The organism is Escherichia marmotae (assembly GCF_002900365.1).
Taxonomy (GTDB): domain Bacteria; phylum Pseudomonadota; class Gammaproteobacteria; order Enterobacterales; family Enterobacteriaceae; genus Escherichia; species Escherichia marmotae.
Map to the genome: position 1 here is coordinate 1,857,776 of NZ_CP025979.1, position 18,665 is coordinate 1,876,440.

Consider the following 18,665-nt stretch of genomic DNA (forward strand, 5'->3'; position numbering starts at 1 on the left):
TTCAGGCTGATGCGCGTGACGCCAGCCACTGACGTAATTGTTTTTTATCGACTTTCCCGACCGCCGTCAGCGGAAGTGAATCCACACACTCCACGCGATCCGGTAATTTAAATTCGGCAATACCCTGTTCACGCAGGAAACGACGCACCTGCACCGCACGCAGCGGCTCTTTTACCACCAGATAAGCGCAGCTTTTTTCGCCCATCAGCTCATCTTCCATGCTCACCAGCGCGGCATAGATCACCGCCGGATGGCGCAGTAACAGGTTTTCGATCTCTTCGGCAGCGATCTTCTCACCGCCACGGTTGATCTGATCTTTCTCGCGCCCCTGCACAGTGATGTAACCGTCTGGATCTATGGAGATCAGATCACCGGAACAGTAAAAACCGTTGGCGTCAAAGGCACTGGCATTGTGCTGCGGGCTTTTGTAACAACCGCGGAAGGTGTACGGCCCACGCGTCATCAGACGCCCGACTTCCCCTTGTGGCAATGGATTTCCGTCGGCATCGGCAACCCACACTTCATCGTCCGGACACATTGGGTAGCCCTGGGTATGGATAATTTTCTCCGCGCTATCATCAAGACGGGTGTAGTTCACCAGCCCTTCCGCCATGCCAAACACCTGCTGCAACTGGCAGCCAATCTCTGCGGGAATACGCGCCGCCAACGTGGTAGAAAGACGCGCGCCGCCGACCTGTAACAGTTTTAACGAGGCGAGTTGCGCCCGGCTTTCGCCCTCGCTCAATGCCTGTAACCACAGGCTGACTGCCGGTGGCACCAGTGCGGTAACGTTAACCTGATGTTTGGCAATCAATGGGAAACAGAGCGTGGCGCTGGGATCGTCCGCCAGAACCACAGTGCCGCCTGCGAGAAAAACCCCCAGCGATCCAGGCGAACTCATGGCGTAATTGTGAGCCGCCGGAATCGCGCACAGGTAGCGTGTCTGTTGCGTGAACTGACAAATCTCGACGCTACGGCGCACACTGTAGTAATAGTCATTATGGGTACGCGGGATCAACTTCGGCGTGCCGGTCGTGCCGCCGGAAAGCTGGAAATACGCCACTTCATCGGCAGGCGACGGCGTGGCAGTAAAACCGTCTGCCGGGTGGTTAATCGCATCCTGCAAATTGTGCTCGCCGCTGTCGTTCAGCAGTTGCACCACGCGAATGGAGGAATGCTCTGCAACAAATGTATTGAGGAAATCATCCCCGCTAAACAGCGCATGTTGGCGATCGGCAATGAGTAATGCCGGTTCAATCTGGCTGGCATAGGCGTTCAGTTCGCTACGCTGATGGCTGAACAGCGCCAGCACCGGCGCAACGCCCAGTTTCAGCAACGCGAAAAAGGTAATGTAAAGTTCAGCGACGTTACCTAAGTGTACCAGCGCGGTTTCACCAGGTTTAATGCCCTGACGGCGCAAACTACACGCGAGGTTATCAGCCGCTTGATTCAACTGGCGATAACTCAACTGCCGCTCGCCGTCGATAACCGCGACGCTGTCACTCTCAGCATGTCGCGTCAGAATGTCAGTTAGTGGCAAATCCTGCCAGTAGCCTTTTTCCCGATAGCGACGGGCAAATTCTTCCGGCCAGCGGGTGAATGGAATGCTCATCCTCACTCCTTAATGCAATCCAAAAACATTCAACATGGTAGAAAGTTTGACGCCCGTTTCGCGCCACTCCCCCAGCGGTGACGACGCAGGCACAATCCCCGCACCGGCAAACAGACGCACCTGATTTTCCCGCAGCTTCGCGCAGCGGATGGTCACCACCCACTCGCCGTTACCTTCGCTGTCGCACCAGCCAACAATGCCGCCAAACAGTTCGCGGTCGAACGGCTCCAGTTCAGCAATAACCTGGGTCGCGGCCTGATGCGGGAAACCGCTCAGCGCGGGGGTTGGATGCAGCAGACAGGCCAGCGTCAGTGCGTTTTCTTGCGAATTCGCTTTACCTTCAAAGGGCGTTGCGAGATGCCACAGCGTCGGCGTGGTGATCAATTGTGGAGAGGAGGGAACGTGTAGCTCACTGCTGCGCTCGCGCAGTACCTCTTTCATCGCCTGGGTCACCAGTTCATGTTCATGGCGATCTTTTTCCGACGCCAGCAGACGATTACCCGCTTCGCGATCGAGCACTTCATCCGGCTGACGACGCGCGGAACCGGCTAACGGAATCGAGCTAAAACGCTCGCCATCTTTACGCAACAGCAGTTCCGGGCTGGCTCCGAGCAGGACGCCACCATCGGCCAGCGGCACATGGAAGTTGTAACTAACCGGGTTTTGCGCGATCAACCGTTCCAGCAGTACGCCGCTGTCGATGGCGGCATCGGTGGTGATATCAATCAACCGTGACAACACCACTTTGTCGACTTGCGGTGTGGCGGTAAGTGCGGCAGCACGGGCAACCATCTGTTCAAACGTGGCTTGTTCCGGAATTGCCTGCCGTTCAACCACATTCAGCGACTGGCTGCGGGTAAAACGGCGCGCAGAAGCTTGTTTTTCCTGGCGGGAGAATGGCTGCCAGGATTCGGGAATATACAGCGATGAAGGTTGACGTGGATCGAAGGGGATTGCCCCAACCATCACTGGATTTTTAATGCCCTGCGATTTGGCATTAGCAAACAGGGCGGTGAGTCTTTGCTGGAAGGGACTGTCTGGCGAATCCCCGTTCACAGCCGGTTCATCAAAGCGGGCGAAACATCCTGACGTCGTAAAACTGCGGTACGGCGACATAAAGAAAAAGCGATTGGGCGCAAGTGTTGCCATGGTCTGCTGTACTTCCTCAGCCAGTGACGTATCCATATCATCCTCCACAAAATGATAAAGGCTTTAATAATGATTATCATTTATATTTTCGGTCGCTAACCTAAAAGCAAACAGCCACTATGTCAACTCTTGCCGCAACACAATCTACGACTCGGGCTTGCATCTGCTTGTCGTTACAATGAAAATGAGAAGCATTAACTTCACTAATAACAGGACGCTGATTCGTGAGACTCGCCCCGCTCTACCGTAAGACCCTTTTCTTAGCAGGACTTTTGCTTTCTGGAATATCCACAGTACAGGCCGCCGACTGGCCACGTCAGGTGACTGACAGCCGCGGCAGCCATACGCTGGAAAGCCAGCCACAGCGCATCGTCTCAACCAGCGTCACGCTGACGGGGTCGCTGCTGGCGATAGACGCTCCGGTGATTGCCAGTGGTGCAACTACGCCGAATAACCGCGTCGCGGACGACCAGGGATTCTTGCGCCAGTGGAGCGATGTTGCGAAGGAACGCAAACTGCAGCGCCTCTATATCGGAGAACCGAACGCCGAAGCGGTAGCCGCACAAATGCCGGATCTGATTTTGATTAGCGCAACCGGCGGCGATTCTGCAATGCCACTGTACGATCAGCTTTCCACCATCGCGCCGACGTTAATTATCAATTACGACGACAAAAGCTGGCAGTCGCTGTTAACGCAGTTAGGCGAAATTACCGGGCATGAGAAACAGGCGGCAGAAAGAATTGCGCAGTTTGATAAGCAACTGGCGGCAGCGAAAGAGCAAATCAAATTACCGCCGCAGCCGGTCACTGCCATTGTCTATACCGCCGCTGCACACAGTGCCAATCTCTGGACGCCGGAATCAGCACAAGGGCAGATGCTGGAACAACTCGGCTTTACGCTGGCGAAACTGCCTGCGGGCTTAAACGCCAGTCAAAGTCAGGGCAAACGCCATGACATCATTCAGCTTGGTGGAGAAAATCTGGCTGCCGGGTTAAACGGTGAGTCGCTGTTCCTGTTCGCCGGCGATCAGAAAGATGCCGATGCAATTTATGCTAATCCGCTGCTCGCGCACCTGCCTGCAGTACAGAACAAGCAGGTTTATGCACTGGGAACCGAGACGTTCCGTCTGGATTACTACAGCGCCATGCAAGTGCTGGAACGACTTAAGGCGCTGTTCTAAGCATTAACTGTCGGACGCTGCCGCTTGTGGTGGCGTCTGGCGAAAACGGCGCAACTCCACCAGCACCAGCAACAACAATACACCGATAATCAACAAGCCAAAGCCACTGACGCTGGCGGATGTAACCGGTGTCATCATCGCCCCCAGACCGCCCAGCAACGCCGCACCAATCGCATCGCCCGTCACGTTCTGCGCCGTCCACAAACCGTTAATCCGCCCTAACATCGCTTCCGGAGTTTGCGTTTGCAGCATTGTATATTGCAGCAACGAACTGACCGCGCTCAGCCAGCCGAACAGCGCCAGACAAACCACGCCCGGAATCCACATTGGCATCAGGCCAAACAAACCAATGGCGAGAAATGAACCTAATGTGGAAAGCAGCATTAACATTCCTGGCCGCACGCTATGCGCCAGTTTCCCGCTAGTCAACGCCCCGATTGCCGCACCGAGCGGAATTGCCGCATAGAGAAAGCCAATCTGCGCCGCCGACATCTGCCAGTTGATTGCCAGCGCCGGATACAGTACCCGCACCGCACTCGCCATCGTCAACAACCCACCCAACAGCGCAATGCCGCCCACCAGCGGGCTGGCGAGCAGAAAACGAAAGGCTGCCAGAAGCGATTTCAGCGGATGCTCACGCGGCTGCGGTGGCGGCGGCAGTGCCGGAAGGCTAAACAGAGGCCGTAAAGTGATGAACGTTCCTGCCGCCGCCAGCCCGTAGTTCCAGGCGACGCCGCCAGTCGCCAGCAGTAAGCCACCCATCATGGGCGAAATTACCGATCCCAGGCGCACGGTCAACATGGTAATCGCCCCGGCCTGCATTAAGTTTTCCCGCCCAACTAGCGCCGGCGTTGCCGCCAGCAGCGCCGTAACGCCCAGCGAGGCAAAAAAACCATCCCATAAACCGAGTAAATAGATTGCCAATAGTGATGACTCCGGCAACAGCGCGTTCAGGCACAGACCAATAAAGCCAATACCACAGGTGCCGCGCGCCAGCAAAATCACTTTTTTGCGCTCATAACGATCCGCCAGCACACCACCGACCATCAGACCGACAAACATCGCGCCGCCGGTCAGCGTCACTGAAAGCCCAACCTGCCAGGTGGAATTCGTCATCATCTGGATCTGCACCGGCACCGCGACGCCGAGCAACCCCAGAGAAACAATTGAGATAAAACGAGCGAGGAATACTGCGCGAAACGCCGGGTGCGTTTTCAACAGGCTGAGGTTAAGCAGCCAGGATTGTTTATTCATTACAATGCCTTGCCATCAAATATTTTAAATACCTATTCTTAGGCTGCACATGCTAACATATCCAAATAAGATCGATAACGATAATTAATTTCATTATCATGGAAGTTCGTATGTCTGGTTCTGTTGCCGTGACACGCGCCATTGCCGTGCCCGGATTGCTGTTATTACTGATTATCGCGACGGCATTAAGCCTGCTCATTGGGGCAAAATCACTCCCCGCCTCCGTGGTCCTGGAGGCACTCTCCGGCACCTGCCAGAGCGCCGACTGCACCATCGTGCTCGACGCGCGACTGCCGCGCACCCTTGCCGGATTGCTGGCGGGCGGAGCGCTTGGCCTTGCCGGGGCGTTAATGCAAACCCTCACCCGAAACCCGCTTGCCGATCCCGGTTTGCTTGGCGTGAACGCCGGAGCCAGCTTTGCCATTGTGCTCGGCGCAGCGCTGTTTGGTTACTCTTCCGCCCAGGAACAACTGGCGATGGCTTTCGCTGGCGCGCTGGTGGCCTCGTTAATTGTTGCCTTTACCGGCAGCCAGGGCGGCGGGCAGTTAAGTCCGGTGCGTTTAACCCTGGCGGGCGTGGCGCTGGCGGCGGTGCTGGAAGGGCTGACCAGCGGCATCGCCCTGCTTAATCCTGACGTCTACGATCAGTTGCGTTTCTGGCAAGCCGGTTCACTGGATATTCGCAACCTCCATACCTTAAAAGTGGTGCTGCTCCCGGTGCTGATCGCCGGAGCAACCGCACTCTTACTGAGTCGTGCGTTGAATAGTTTAAGTCTGGGAAACAACACCGCGACGGCGCTGGGTAGCCGCGTAGCGCGCACACAGTTGATTGGTCTGCTGGCGATTACCGTGCTTTGCGGTAGTGCGACGGCAGTGGTGGGTCCGATTGCCTTTATTGGCCTGATGATGCCGCATATGGCGCGCTGGTTGGTAGGAGCAGATCATCGCTGGTCACTCCCCGTTACACTACTCGCCACGCCTGTCCTGCTGCTGTTTGCCGATATCATCGGGCGTGTGATTGTGCCCGGCGAGCTGCGCGTTTCCGTGGTCAGCGCCTTTATTGGCGCACCGGTATTAATCCTCCTCGTCCGACGTAAAACGCGAGGTGGCGCATGATTTACGTCTCTCGCAGATTACTCATAACCTGTTTGTTGCTGATTACCGCCTGTATCGTGGCGGGCATCTGGGGATTACGCAGTGGTGCTGTGACACTGGAAACATCGCAGGTATTCGCCGCGCTGATGGATGATGCTCCCCACAGTATGACAATGGTCGTCACCGAATGGCGCTTACCGCGCGTGCTGATGGCGCTGTTAATTGGCGCGGCGCTGGGCGTCAGCGGCGCTATTTTTCAGTCGCTGATGCGTAACCCACTCGGCAGCCCTGACGTGATGGGCTTTAACACCGGGGCGTGGAGCGGCGTGCTGGTGGCGATGGTACTGTTTGGTCAGGACCTGACGGCTATCGCCCTGGCAGCAATGGCGGGGGGCATTGTCACTTCACTACTGGTCTGGCTGCTCGCCTGGCGTAACGGTATCGACACCTTTCGCCTGATTATTATCGGTATCGGTGTTCGCGCCATGCTGGTGGCCTTTAATACCTGGCTATTGCTTAAAGCCTCATTAGAGACGGCGCTAACGGCGGGTTTGTGGAATGCCGGCTCGCTCAACGGCCTGACATGGGCGAAAACCTGGCCTTCCGCGCCAATCATTATTTTGATGTTAATTGCCGCAGCCTTGCTGGTAAGGCGGATGCGCTTGCTGGAGATGGGCGATGATACCGCCTGCGCGCTGGGCGTCAGCGTCGAACGCTCGCGTCTGTTAATGATGCTGGTGGCGGTGGTGCTTACCGCTGCTGCAACTGCACTGGCGGGGCCGATCTCCTTTATTGCGCTGGTCGCGCCGCATATTGCCCGACGCATTAGCGGCACCGCTCGCTGGGGGCTGACCCAGGCGGCGCTATGTGGCGCGCTGTTACTGCTGGCAGCAGACCTCTGCGCTCAGCAACTGTTTATGCCGTATCAACTTCCGGTTGGCGTCGTCACCGTCAGCCTCGGCGGTATTTACCTTATCGTCTTGTTAATTCAGGAGTCTCGCAAAAAATGACCGAATCAGTAGCCCGTTTGCGCGGCGAGCAGTTAACCCTGGGATATGGCAAATATACCGTTGCGGAAAATCTGACCGTAGAGATCCCTGACGGTCATTTCACGGCGATTATCGGGCCAAACGGCTGCGGTAAATCCACGTTGCTGCGCACGTTAAGCCGTCTGATGACACCCGCTCACGGGCATGTCTGGCTGGATGGCGAACAGATTCAACGTTTCGCCAGTAAAGAGGTCGCACGCCGGATTGGTCTGCTGGCGCAAAACGCTACCACGCCGGGCGACATCACCGTTCAGGAGCTGGTAGCGCGTGGGCGCTATCCGCATCAGCCGTTGTTTACCCGCTGGCGGAAAGAAGATGAAGAGGCGGTTACAAAAGCGATGCAGGCCACGGGAATTACTCATCTGGCGAATCAAAGCGTGGATACCCTCTCCGGTGGGCAACGACAGCGAGCGTGGATCGCGATGGTGCTGGCCCAGGAAACGGCGATTATGTTGCTCGATGAGCCAACGACCTGGCTGGATATCAGTCATCAGATTGATTTGCTGGAGTTGCTCAGTGAACTAAACCGCGAGAAAGGCTATACGCTGGCTGCGGTGCTGCACGATCTCAACCAGGCCTGTCGTTACGCCAGCCATTTGATTGCGCTACGAGAAGGAAAAATTATCGCCCAGGGTGCACCTAAGGAGATTGTCACTGCCGAATTAATTGAGCGTATCTATGGTTTGCGCTGCATGATTATTGATGATCCCGTGGCAGGAACACCATTGGTGGTGCCGCTCGGACGAACGGCACCTTCAACCGCGAAGATTTAAACTAAGTGGCCTTCCATCATGGCATCCTGTTTTCTGGATGCCATTGCATGGCGCAAAAGCACGCTGCCACACGCAACCATACCGCCGACCAACGCGGCAAGGATCACAATAATCGCTTTGCCAGGACCGTCTTTTTTCACCGGCAAACTCGGACGCAACTGATATTTAAACGGCGTAAAATTGACATCGCTGACATTTGCTTTTGTTAATTGCTCAACAAGATACTGGCGATTACGTAAATCACCGTTCAGTTCGGCAACATCAGTGACTGCTTTTTCAATTTCCAGTTTACGCTCAATACCGTCTGCGCCGAGAGAAATAGAGAACTCAGGGTCGTCTTTTACTGCCTGACCATTACTGTAAACGGGTTTTTTAATTCCTGCCGCATTAGCAATATCGAGTGAATAATTGAGGCGCTGAATATTTGCATCAAGATGGTTTCTGGTTTTAATCCGATCCTGGGCCAGTTTTTCTTTTTCGAACTGGGTTTTAATTTCCAGTTTATTACGCACATTTTCTAGCGACTCTTTCACCACCAACGTAGATATATAATCGATATACCCTGCCAGAACGGTCTGGGCTTCTTCACTGGTGGGCGCGGTAAAACTTAGCGTCCAGGAAGTATAAAGTGTCGGCTCATCTTTTTTCTTACTGGCATTGTCATCAACCGCTTTCATTTTTTCGCTCAATGCGACAATAGCGCGATGCAAATCCAGTTCGTCGATTTTCGCCTCTTTTAGTTGGTCCATAACATAAGGTGATGAACGCAGATACTCTTCCAGTAAGCTAACCGACTGAAACTTTTTAATAAAAAGATTGAAAACACCGCCGCGGTCGATATTGACATCGAGATCCAGCACGCGGAGTTTAGTGAAAGTTTTCTCCAGGTCTTGCCACTGAACAGCCTCTGCGGGGGTGATGACAGCCGAACTGGTCCATTTTTGCGGCAGGATGAAAGAGATAAGTAAACCTGCGCAGGCAAACGCAAAAACGACTGCCATGACCGTTTTTTTTGCCTGCCATAAAATGTCGATTAGATTAAGTAAATCAATTTCATTATTACTGGGCGACGCCAAGTGATAATCGGGAAAATGAGAGTCACTTCCCTGCTTAATATTCAGTGATGACATGCGGTATAACCTGAAAATGAGTCCAATATGAGTAAATCTCCATAGCGCTCACTTTACCAGTTGGTGAGAATTATCCGAAGCTGAAGTTTGTAAATTACACGCACGAACGCAATATTTGGAGCATTTTCAGTCAATCCACTCAGGGGGTATTAATATGACAAATAATAAAATCCATAATTATTTATCATAATTATGGATTTGTATTTAAGATAAAGTTATTTATTTAGTATCGTATGAATTATTGGCCCGATTTTTTCAAACGTCATTGGCGATATAATATCCACGTGCGCGCAATCATGGCGATAAATATCCAGATCTGCAATCCACGGTGACCAGGCGCGCTCCGGGCTGACACCTTCCGGTAATGTACGCTCAGCAACAAACAGCGTGGCTTTACCATCAAATGGCACACTATGAGCAGTGGTCAACAATCGCACCGCATCAGCATAGTTGCCTTCAATGGAGGTAAACAGCTCCGTTGAAGTACTTCCCTGCTGTGCCGCCAGGAACGCCTCGCGCTCGCGGTTAATCTCCGCCAGCACTTCCGGATCCAGACCGTTGGCTTCTTTTTCCTGCCAGTTTTGCGTTTCTGGTGGCCAGGTATCCAGCAAACCAAGAAATGCTACCTGTTCGCCACGAGCACGCAGTCGCGCCGCGATACCCTGCGCCAGCGTACCGCCCAGCGAATAACCCAGCAAGTAATAAGGGCCACGAGGTTGTTGTGCCAGTAATGTTGCCAGATGCGCTTCGCATACTTCATCCAGGTTTGTCGCCGTCTGCATGGGGCCATTGGGGCGCGGTGACTGAATACCGATAATCGACCATTGTGGGTCGAGATAACGCGAGAGCACGCTAAACTGCCAGGCAAAACCGGACGCCGGATGGAAACAGAACAGCGTCGGGCCATTGCTTTCACGCAGTGGAAGAACGGTTTCAAATCCCAGACGCTGGGCGTTTTCTGCTCCGCCATCAATAATCATTGCCAGTTTAGCGACGATTGATGCCACCATCACCTGCCCCGGTGTGACCTGGCGAGCAAACTGTCGACTTAACTGCGCTGCCAGTTTCATCGCCAGTAGCGAATGACCGCCAAGAGCGAAGAAATCAGCGTCGGCATCCTGCACGTCACAACCCAGTAATGACGAAAACGCTTCAGCAATAATCGATTCACTGCCCGTTTTCAGCGCACGTCCCGACGTATGGGCTTTTAGTTCCGGCAACGGCAGAGCTTTGCGATCCAGCTTGCCATTGGCGCTGAGCGGCAACTGCGCAAGTTGCAGCAGAACTACAGGCACCATATGCGGCGGCAATGTTTCGCGCAATTGCGCCTGCAGTGCAGTGGTATCCAGCGGCAAACCTGATTGCGACACCAGATACCCCACCAACTGACGCGCATCACCGCCGGTTGCTGCCGCCTGGTTAATGACACAAGCGTGGGTAACGGCCTGCTCGACATCTGGCAGCGCCTGCATCACGCGATCGATTTCACCCAGTTCAATACGCTGACCACGGATTTTTAGCTGATCATCACTGCGCCCGAGATACTCCACCGCGCCATTTTCCAGCCAGCGAGCCACATCGCCAGTACGATACATGCGTTCACCAGGAGCGAACGGATCGGCAATAAAACGGCTGGCTGTGAGATCGGGTCGTCCAAGATAACCCTGCGCCAGTTGGATGCCGGTGAGATAGAGATCTCCCGCAACACCCGGCGGTACTGGATGCATCATCGCATCAAGAATGCGCAGCCCCGTGTTCCAGACCGGATAGCCAATCGGTACGCTGCTACCACTCACCGCCGCCAGTTCATCGCCAAAGGCCGGATACCAGCTCACATCCACCGCCGCTTCTGTAGGGCCGTAGAGATTATGTAACGGCGTGCCGGTTAATTGCTGCCACTCACGGCATAAATCGGTCGGTAATGCTTCGCCACTACAGAACACCTGTTTCAACGTCGCGCAACTTTGGCGAGCGGTTTCCGCTGTCAGCGAAGCAACAAACGCCGCCAGCATCGACGGTACAAAGTGTGTGGTCGTCACGCCGTATTCGGCAAAAAACCGTTGCATAGCGAGCGGATCGCGGTGCGCTTCCGGCTCTGCCATTACCAGTTTTGCCCCAGCGATAAACGGCCAGAAAAATTCCCATACTGAGACATCAAAACTGCACGGCGTTTTTTGAGCAACGACATCTTCACCTGTCAGCGGGTAATGGTTTTGCATCCATAACAGGCGATTAACGATAGCCTTCTGCCCGACCATCACCCCTTTCGGCCTGCCGGTAGAACCGGAAGTAAAGATGATATAAGCGGTGTGGTGCGGCTGCGAAAGTTGCAGTGGCGCACTGTCGTGAGGGGTAAGTGGGGCGTTATAGCAAAGGCGGGTTAAATTTGCTACATCGCTAAAGCGCGGCAGTTGATCGTCGCTGGTGATTAACAACGACGGGCGTGCATCTTCCAGCATCATCTTCAGACGATCGTCCGGATAGCCCGTATCCAGCGGTAACCAGGCCGCGCCTGCTTCAACAATCGCATGTAATGCCAGGGTCAAAAAGACCGAGCGCGGCAATGCCACCGCTACGCTGTCGCCGGGTTTAACGCCGCGCTCACGCAGCAGATTAGCCAGCGCTACCACCTGCTCGCGCATTTCCCGATAGCTGAACTGGTAATGTGCATCTGCCAGAGCCGGAGCATCCGGCGTTTTCGCTGCCTGTTCTGCCACCAGCGCGCTCAGTGTGGTTTCAGGAATATCGACCTGGGTGGCGTTGATCTGCGCCAACTGAGCATATTCGTCTGGCAGCATAATATCGACATCGCCACACGACAGCGTCGGATCCGCGGCAAATTGCGCAATCAGCATTTTCAGGCGTTCAGCGTTCTGGATTAACGTTGACTCATCGTAACGTTGTTTATTGGCGAGGATCTCAATACTCAAATCACCGTGTTCATCCGGGAACAGCGCCAGTTCAAGGTCATTAACCGGGCCGGTTGCCAGGGTGTGAGTTTGCGACTGCACGCCCGGAATATCCAGTTGATAATCAAATACCTTGATATTGAGTACCGGGCCGAAAAGCGGTTCCTCTCCCGCCGCACGTCCGCTGTCACGCACAATTTGTTCCGCATCATAACGTTGATGGCGGCGCATCTTTTTCAACTGCCCTGCCAGCCGGATTGCCAGTTGCGGCAGCGTTTCTTGCGCTGCAATGTGAATACCCAATGGCAAAACGTTGAGCACAGGTCCGGTTGCCGTCAACGCCGCCGATCCCAGGCGGCGCATAAAAATAAATCCGGCGGCATAGTCCATGCGGTTGCATAATCGCCCCAGCCACAAGGCTGCCAGTGCAAGAGCCAGATCGGTACGTTGTACCTCTGGTAATTGCGTAGCCAGTTGGCGGAATTCACCGTCAGTAAATTCCAGTTTCAGGCGCAGAATATCCGCCGAAGCGTTACGCCCAGGCAAAGGTGCGGAAGAGAGTGAAGCTGGCGGCGGCAACTGACAGCGCTGTTCTGCCCAGAATGCTGCATCACGCTGCCAGGCGTCGCTTTCGCGGTACTGCTGGTACTCTTCCACCACTTCAGCAAAAGGAGTAAACGGCGAAACAGGCGTTGGTTCGCCCCGCAGCCATGTGCAGTAAATGTTGGCAATTTGGCGGGTAATCGCCGGGAAACTGAAGCCATCAACCAGCAAATGGTGATAACGTTGATACCAGTACCAGCGGTTATCCGCAATCTGAATGAGCTGATGAAACACCAGCGGTTTACCGCTATCGACGCGCAGGTTTTGGTGTAAATCAGCCTGCATCAATGCCAGCGCAGTACCGTGAGGATCAATGTTGGTACGCAGGTCGATAATTTCTGGCTGTTCGAACGTCATCGCGTCATCGACCCATTGCCAGACTTCGCCGTTATCTTCCGTAAAACGCATCCGCAGCGTATCAGCCTGTGCTACCCCGGCAACCACCGCGCGGGCCAGTAATGGCGCATCAATATCTCCGGTTAATTCAACGTAATGCGCCACGCTCCAGGCGGAAGGTAAATCAGACAGTTTTTCTGCCATCCAGATGCCAGATTGCGCTGCAACCAAAGGTAAATGCTGACTCATTGCGCCTCCTGCGGCTGGGTGAAATTCGCGGGTGTCAGTGTATGCCAGTTAGCTTCCAGCCACTGCTGGCAAGTTTGCTGCGACTGCGGTTCACAAACAACGTCCCAACCCGCCGGTAACGCGCACGGTTGCGGCCACAGACTGAATTGCCCCTGCGCATTGCGCAAAACGTAAAACGCTCCCTGTGGATCATCGAAGGGATTACTGAGTGCCATATTCAACTCCTGTCATGGAAAAGCGGTTGCCAGAGGTCGATTAGCCCCTGCATCAAACCGCCGCGCCAACAAAGCGCATCATGTCCGCCGTCAACCTGACGCCAGAAAATGGATTGTTGTGTGGTCTGTAATTGTGCATACAGCGCCTGGTTAGCTCGCATAATCACCGGTTCGCGAATCCCGGCCTCCAGCACTATGCGCAAGCCTTCAGCACTAACATCGCCTGATTTAAGCTGTTCGATCAGTTGCCCCTCCGGCTGCCCACTCCGATGCGGCCACCAGTACGATCCCGACTGGCTTAATACACAGCCAAAACGTTCAGGCCAGTGCAGTCCGGCATACAGGGCTGAAAGGCCGCCAAAACTTTGCCCGGCGACCACGGTACGATCAGCACGATCGCTGAAAGGGGTAATGGCTTTCACCAGGGGTAATAACTCTTGCTGTACTGCCAGCCAGAAATCAGCATTACACGGAAGTTCGCGTGCACGGTGCGCGGTGTCGATGGCATCGATCAACACATACACAGCAGGTGGAAGTTGCTGACGGCGGGTCAACGAAGTCAGCGGCGACCAGACGGGCATGCTTTGCGCCCAAAATTCACCATCGAGCAGAATGGCTAACGGACGCTCTTCGGCTGGTACATCGCCGGTGGTAAAAATCCATACACGGCGTGAATTTCCCAGCCGTTCACTTCTCCAGGTAATTTCCCTGGCTGAATTTTCTGGCGTTTGCCGGCAATCCCAACCAGGTTGCAGGGGCGCTTGCGGCATTTCGAGTGCGGAAACAGCGTGCCCTCGCCCTCCTTTCCAGCTTTGCGGATTCAGCGGATCGGCTATCGCCTGAGGGAGTAATTTTTGCCATCCCTCGCGTAATTCGAGGCGATCTGGTGATGGTGTAGAAAAAATGTCAGCACGTTCGGTGGGAATAAAACAGTAGCTGCCGCGCCAGTTGGCATTAAGTTGTGTCGTCCACTGCCAGACATCGGTGCCTGCTATGCGTTGCATCGACTGGGGCTGGCTGTTCTGATGATGATCGGTAACACCAGTGATATAGACCCATACGCGCTTTATCGCTGAGCGTTCTTCAGAACCTTGTGGGTCACGCCACCAGAAAGTGACCTGATACATTTCGTCATTAAGACGCTGCCATTGCGGGCCATGTTTCGACTGCCACCAGCTATCACTTCCCACCTTTAACGCCGTCACATCATAACCTTATGTTTATTGTGAATTTTTTCATTGATTACAGAAATATATTGATAATATTATTGATAACTATTTGCATTTGCAATAGCGTATTGGCGCGCTATGTCAAGCGCGGGCATTAATTAACCAACTGCACTGCGTGTCTTTCAGGAATCAAAGGTTTTCGCAGTGACGGGCGACATCAATCCAGCTTACGTCTCTTTAGACCGTTGGAATTCGTGGCAAAAATGCAGGAAAAAAAACAATGAACAAGAAGATTCATTCCCTGGCCTTGTTGGTCAATCTGGGGATTTATGGAGTAGCGCAGGCACAAGAGCCAACCGATACCCCTGTTTCACAGGACGATACCATTGTCGTGACCGCCGCCGAACAGAACTTGCAGGCTCCCGGCGTTTCGACCATCACCGCAGATGAAATCCGCAAAAACCCGGTGGCCCGCGATGTATCGGAAATCATCCGTACCATGCCAGGCGTAAACCTGACGGGTAACTCCACCAGCGGTCAGCGCGGTAATAACCGCCAGATTGATATTCGCGGCATGGGTCCGGAAAACACCCTGATTTTGATTGACGGTAAACCGGTCAGCAGCCGCAACTCGGTGCGTCAGGGCTGGCGCGGTGAGCGTGATACCCGTGGCGATACCTCCTGGGTGCCACCTGAGATGATCGAACGTATTGAAGTTTTGCGTGGTCCGGCGGCGGCCCGTTACGGTAACGGTGCGGCAGGTGGCGTGGTTAACATCATCACCAAAAAAGGCAGTGGCGAGTGGCACGGTTCCTGGGATGCTTATTTCAATGCCCCTGAACATAAAGAGGAAGGTGCCACCAAACGCACCAACTTCAGCCTCACCGGTCCACTGGGCGACGAGTTCAGCTTCCGTTTGTACGGCAACCTCGACAAAACGCAGGCCGACGCGTGGGATATTAACAAAGGTCATCAGTCCGCACGTGCAGGAACCTATGCAACTACCCTACCAGCCGGGCGCGAAGGGGTGATCAACAAAGACATTAACGGCGTAGTTCGCTGGGACTTCGCACCGCTGCAATCGCTGGAACTGGAAGCAGGTTACAGCCGCCAGGGCAACCTGTATGCGGGCGATACCCAGAACACCAACTCTGACGCTTACACTCGCTCTAAATACGGCGATGAAACCAACCGTCTCTATCGCCAGAACTACTCGCTGACCTGGAACGGCGGCTGGGATAACGGTGTGACCACCAGCAACTGGGTGCAGTATGAACACACCCGTAACTCGCGTATCCCGGAAGGTCTGGCGGGCGGCACCGAAGGAAAATTTAACGAAAAAGCGACGCAGGATTTCGTCGATATCGATCTCGATGACGTGATGCTGCATAGCGAAGTTAACCTGCCGATTGATTTCTTCGTTAACCAGACGCTGACGCTGGGTACGGAGTGGAATCAGCAGCGGATGAAGGACTTGAGTTCCAACACCCAGGCGCTGACCGGAACGAATACCGGCGGTGCTATTGATGGTGTGAGTGCCACCGACCGTAGCCCATATTCAAAAGCAGAAATTTTCTCGCTGTTTGCAGAAGACAATATAGAACTGACCGACAGCACCATCGTAACGCCGGGGCTGCGTTTCGATCATCACAGCATTGTCGGTAATAACTGGAGCCCGGCGTTAAACGTATCGCAAGGCTTAGGCGATGACTTCACGCTGAAAATGGGTATCGCACGCGCCTATAAAGCGCCGAGCCTGTATCAGACTAACCCGAACTACATTCTCTACAGTAAAGGTCAGGGCTGCTATGCCAGCGCAGGCGGCTGCTATCTACAAGGTAACGATGACCTGAAAGCAGAAACCAGCATCAACAAAGAGATTGGTCTGGAATTCAAACGCGACGGCTGGCTGGCGGGCGTGACCTGGTTCCGTAACGACTATCGCAACAAGATTGAAGCGGGCTATGTGGCTGTAGGGAAAAATGCGGCAGGCACCGATCTCTATCAGTGGGATAACGTGCCGAAAGCGGTGGTTGAAGGTCTGGAAGGATCGTTAAACGTGCCGGTTAGCGAGACGGTGATGTGGACCAACAACATCACTTATATGCTGAAGAGTGAAAACAAAACCACGGGAGACCGTTTGTCGATCATCCCGGAATATACGTTGAACTCAACGCTGAGCTGGCAGGCGCGGGAAGATTTGTCGATGCAAACCACCTTCACCTGGTATGGCAAACAGCAGCCGAAGAAATATAACTACAAAGGCCAGCCAGCGGTTGGCCCGGAAACCAAAGAGATTAGCCCGTACAGTATTGTTGGCCTGAGTGCGACCTGGGACGTGACGAAGAACGTCAGTCTGACTGGCGGCGTGGATAACCTGTTCGACAAGCGTTTGTGGCGTGAAGGGAATGCCCAGACCACGGGTGATCTTGCCGGTGCGAACTATATCGCAGGTGCTGGCGCGTATACCTATAACGAACCAGGACGGACATGGTATATGAGCATTAATACTCACTTCTGATACTAACGTCAGATTGTTGACAAAGGGCGTGTCGTTCATGCCGGATGCGGCGTGAACGACTTATCCGGCCTACAAAATCTTGCCAATTCAAATATATTGCAGAACCACGTAGGTCTGATAAGCGTAGCGCATCAAGCAGTTTTGCGTTTGTCATCAGTCTCTAATATGGGCGAAATGAAAACCACGCATACCTCCCTTCCCTTTGCCGGACATACGCTGCACATTGTTGAGTTCGATCCTGCAAGTTTTCACGAGCAGGATTTGTTCTGGCTGCCGCATTACGCACAACTGCAACATGCCGGACGTAAACGCAAAGCCGAACATTTAGCCGGACGGATTGCTGCTGTTCATGCGTTGCGGGGATATGGCTATAAATGTGTGCCCGCAATCGGTGAACATCGCCAACCACTTTGGCCTACGGGCTTATACGGCAGTATTAGTCACTGCGGGGATACGGCTATAGCAATCGTCTCTCACCAACCGATTGGTGTGGATATCGAAGAAATTTTTTCTGCACACACAGCCAGAGAATTGACAGATAACATCATTACCCCCACTGAACGCGAGTTTATTACAGGCTGCAATTTACCTTTCCCTGTGGCACTTACACTGGCATTTTCAGCAAAAGAGAGTGCATTTAAGGCAAGCAAGATACAGACCGACGCAGGATTTCTAAATTATCAGGTGGTTAACTGGAATAAACAGCGAATCATTATTCGTTGGGAGGACGAGATGTTTGCTGTGCACTGGCAGATAAGAGGAAAACACATCATAACGCTGTGCCAACACGATTAATGGATAACTCTTGCTGTGGCTCGCCCGCAGCCATCACTGAGCGCGGGCGAAAGTGTAAAGCAGGTGCCCTACCATTCCTGACCTGACAACCGGATATGCAGGGATTTCTCCCCGCACAGCGGCGATTTCTTCGGTTCGTAAGCGAGAACAGCCTTAAACTCAATATTACGTTCCTTTATGGTGAACTCACACAGCGAGTCTCCGACCAGAAGCGTAAATCCCAGTACCGTCAAACACAGTACTATGACTGCCACAAGGGCATATTTCGTCAGCGTGTTTATATTGCCTCCATGCGAAGAAGGGACTAGCATCCAAATTGTTCAGGTTTGGGTAGGTAGCCCCAGGGTTGATAGAAATATCTCCTGGGCTTCATCTTTCCAGACCTCAGAGTAAACCTGAAACCGGAAAGCTTCAGGCACCCGCGGTTATCTTACCCTTCCTTAGCAAAATAACTGTTTGTTTATACAGTAAATCCTGTTTCGGGCTTTCCACAATTCATCAGATCAACTGAAGCTGAGCCAGTTTTTCTGTACGCCCCAATCGTCAAAATTCTTCGCCACCAGCCAGCTCTGCCATAACTTGTCACATTGCAAAAGTAGCCAAATTGCTTCAGTAGTAAGTAGCAA

At 53.7% G+C, this 18,665-nt stretch carries 13 protein-coding genes and 2 pseudogenes; 7 read left to right on the forward strand and 8 right to left on the reverse strand.

Going from position 1 to position 18,665, the window contains the following annotated elements:
* Position 1: 1 nt before the first annotated feature.
* Positions 2 to 1,612: a (2,3-dihydroxybenzoyl)adenylate synthase EntE gene (entE, locus tag C1192_RS09745; protein WP_038355236.1), complete on the reverse strand. Its 1,611-nt coding sequence runs from the start codon at positions 1,610 to 1,612 to the stop codon at positions 2 to 4.
* Between the two features lie 9 nt (positions 1,613 to 1,621).
* Positions 1,622 to 2,797 carry an isochorismate synthase EntC gene (gene entC, locus C1192_RS09750; RefSeq protein ID WP_016248453.1) on the reverse strand — a complete coding sequence of 392 codons (1,176 nt, stop codon included), beginning with the start codon at positions 2,795 to 2,797 and terminating at the stop codon, positions 1,622 to 1,624.
* Between the two features lie 188 nt (positions 2,798 to 2,985).
* Here entC and fepB point away from each other — a divergent pair, with 188 nt between their 5' ends.
* Positions 2,986 to 3,942: a Fe2+-enterobactin ABC transporter substrate-binding protein gene (gene fepB / locus C1192_RS09755; protein ID WP_038355235.1), complete on the forward strand. Its 957-nt coding sequence runs from the start codon at positions 2,986 to 2,988 to the stop codon at positions 3,940 to 3,942.
* 3 nt (positions 3,943 to 3,945) lie between these two features.
* Here the strand turns inward: fepB and entS are convergent, their stop codons facing one another.
* Entirely contained in the window at positions 3,946 to 5,196 is a 1,251-nt protein-coding gene (gene entS / locus C1192_RS09760; protein WP_038355234.1) for an enterobactin transporter EntS, read from the reverse strand.
* A 110-nt stretch (positions 5,197 to 5,306) separates the two neighbouring features.
* Between entS and fepD the strand changes: the two genes are divergently transcribed.
* Genes fepD through fepC form a run of 3 tightly spaced genes read left to right on the forward strand, consistent with a single transcriptional unit; the run spans position 5,307 to position 8,112 of the window.
* The gene (fepD, locus tag C1192_RS09765) at positions 5,307 to 6,311 is read left to right on the forward strand and encodes a Fe(3+)-siderophore ABC transporter permease (RefSeq protein ID WP_038355233.1); all 1,005 of its coding nucleotides are present in this window, start codon (positions 5,307 to 5,309) and stop codon (positions 6,309 to 6,311) included.
* Positions 6,308 to 7,300, forward strand: a complete 993-nt coding sequence (gene fepG, locus C1192_RS09770) for an iron-enterobactin ABC transporter permease (protein WP_038355232.1) — start codon at positions 6,308 to 6,310, stop codon at positions 7,298 to 7,300. The genes fepD and fepG overlap by 4 nt, the downstream gene beginning before the upstream one ends.
* Positions 7,297 to 8,112: an iron-enterobactin ABC transporter ATP-binding protein gene (fepC, locus tag C1192_RS09775; protein ID WP_000140656.1), complete on the forward strand. Its 816-nt coding sequence runs from the start codon at positions 7,297 to 7,299 to the stop codon at positions 8,110 to 8,112. The genes fepG and fepC overlap by 4 nt, the downstream gene beginning before the upstream one ends.
* Here fepC and wzz(fepE) read toward each other — a convergent pair.
* The 4 genes from wzz(fepE) to fes form a co-directional block, all read right to left on the reverse strand.
* The gene (gene wzz(fepE), locus C1192_RS09780; protein WP_001515946.1) at positions 8,109 to 9,242 is read right to left on the reverse strand and encodes an LPS O-antigen length regulator Wzz(fepE); all 1,134 of its coding nucleotides are present in this window, start codon (positions 9,240 to 9,242) and stop codon (positions 8,109 to 8,111) included. The two genes, fepC and wzz(fepE), sit on opposite strands and share 4 nt — an antisense overlap.
* 215 nt (positions 9,243 to 9,457) lie before the next feature.
* Entirely contained in the window at positions 9,458 to 13,339 is a 3,882-nt protein-coding gene (entF, locus tag C1192_RS09785; protein WP_038355231.1) for an enterobactin non-ribosomal peptide synthetase EntF, read from the reverse strand.
* On the reverse strand, positions 13,336 to 13,554 hold the full coding sequence (locus C1192_RS09790; protein ID WP_038355230.1) for an MbtH family protein: 219 nt from the start codon (positions 13,552 to 13,554) through the stop codon (positions 13,336 to 13,338). Before C1192_RS09790 ends, entF begins: the two co-directional genes overlap by 4 nt.
* Positions 13,555 to 13,556: 2 nt before the next feature.
* Positions 13,557 to 14,759, reverse strand: a complete 1,203-nt coding sequence (gene fes / locus C1192_RS09795) for an enterochelin esterase (RefSeq protein ID WP_001515944.1) — start codon at positions 14,757 to 14,759, stop codon at positions 13,557 to 13,559.
* A gap of 244 nt (positions 14,760 to 15,003) precedes the next feature.
* Here fes and fepA point away from each other — a divergent pair, with 244 nt between their 5' ends.
* Complete coding sequence (gene fepA, locus C1192_RS09800; protein ID WP_001034945.1) at positions 15,004 to 17,244, forward strand: siderophore enterobactin receptor FepA; 2,241 nt, start codon at positions 15,004 to 15,006, stop codon at positions 17,242 to 17,244.
* Positions 17,245 to 17,418: 174 nt separating this feature from the next.
* Positions 17,419 to 18,039: an enterobactin synthase subunit EntD gene (gene entD / locus C1192_RS09805; RefSeq protein WP_077633338.1), complete on the forward strand. Its 621-nt coding sequence runs from the start codon at positions 17,419 to 17,421 to the stop codon at positions 18,037 to 18,039.
* A gap of 125 nt (positions 18,040 to 18,164) precedes the next feature.
* Here entD and C1192_RS09810 read toward each other — a convergent pair.
* A pseudogene (locus C1192_RS09810) lies at positions 18,165 to 18,350 on the reverse strand (Hok/Gef family protein); the annotation flags it as partial.
* Here C1192_RS09810 and C1192_RS25880 point away from each other — a divergent pair.
* Positions 18,283 to 18,550 (forward strand): annotated as a pseudogene (locus tag C1192_RS25880) (hypothetical protein). The pseudogenes C1192_RS09810 and C1192_RS25880 sit on opposite strands and share 68 nt — an antisense overlap.
* Positions 18,551 to 18,665 lie beyond the last annotated feature (115 nt).

Coding starts and splice junctions, on each gene's coding strand:
- entF (WP_038355231.1), bottom strand. CDS start 13,339: ATGAGTCAGCATTTACCTTTGGTTGCAGCGCAATCTGGCATCTGGATG.
- entS (WP_038355234.1), bottom strand. CDS start 5,196: ATGAATAAACAATCCTGGCTGCTTAACCTCAGCCTGTTGAAAACGCAC.
- entD (WP_077633338.1), top strand. CDS start 17,419: ATGAAAACCACGCATACCTCCCTTCCCTTTGCCGGACATACGCTGCAC.
- fepA (WP_001034945.1), top strand. CDS start 15,004: ATGAACAAGAAGATTCATTCCCTGGCCTTGTTGGTCAATCTGGGGATT.
- fepG (WP_038355232.1), top strand. CDS start 6,308: ATGATTTACGTCTCTCGCAGATTACTCATAACCTGTTTGTTGCTGATT.
- fepD (WP_038355233.1), top strand. CDS start 5,307: ATGTCTGGTTCTGTTGCCGTGACACGCGCCATTGCCGTGCCCGGATTG.
- entE (WP_038355236.1), bottom strand. CDS start 1,612: ATGAGCATTCCATTCACCCGCTGGCCGGAAGAATTTGCCCGTCGCTAT.
- fepC (WP_000140656.1), top strand. CDS start 7,297: ATGACCGAATCAGTAGCCCGTTTGCGCGGCGAGCAGTTAACCCTGGGA.
- entC (WP_016248453.1), bottom strand. CDS start 2,797: ATGGATACGTCACTGGCTGAGGAAGTACAGCAGACCATGGCAACACTT.
- C1192_RS09790 (WP_038355230.1), bottom strand. CDS start 13,554: ATGGCACTCAGTAATCCCTTCGATGATCCACAGGGAGCGTTTTACGTT.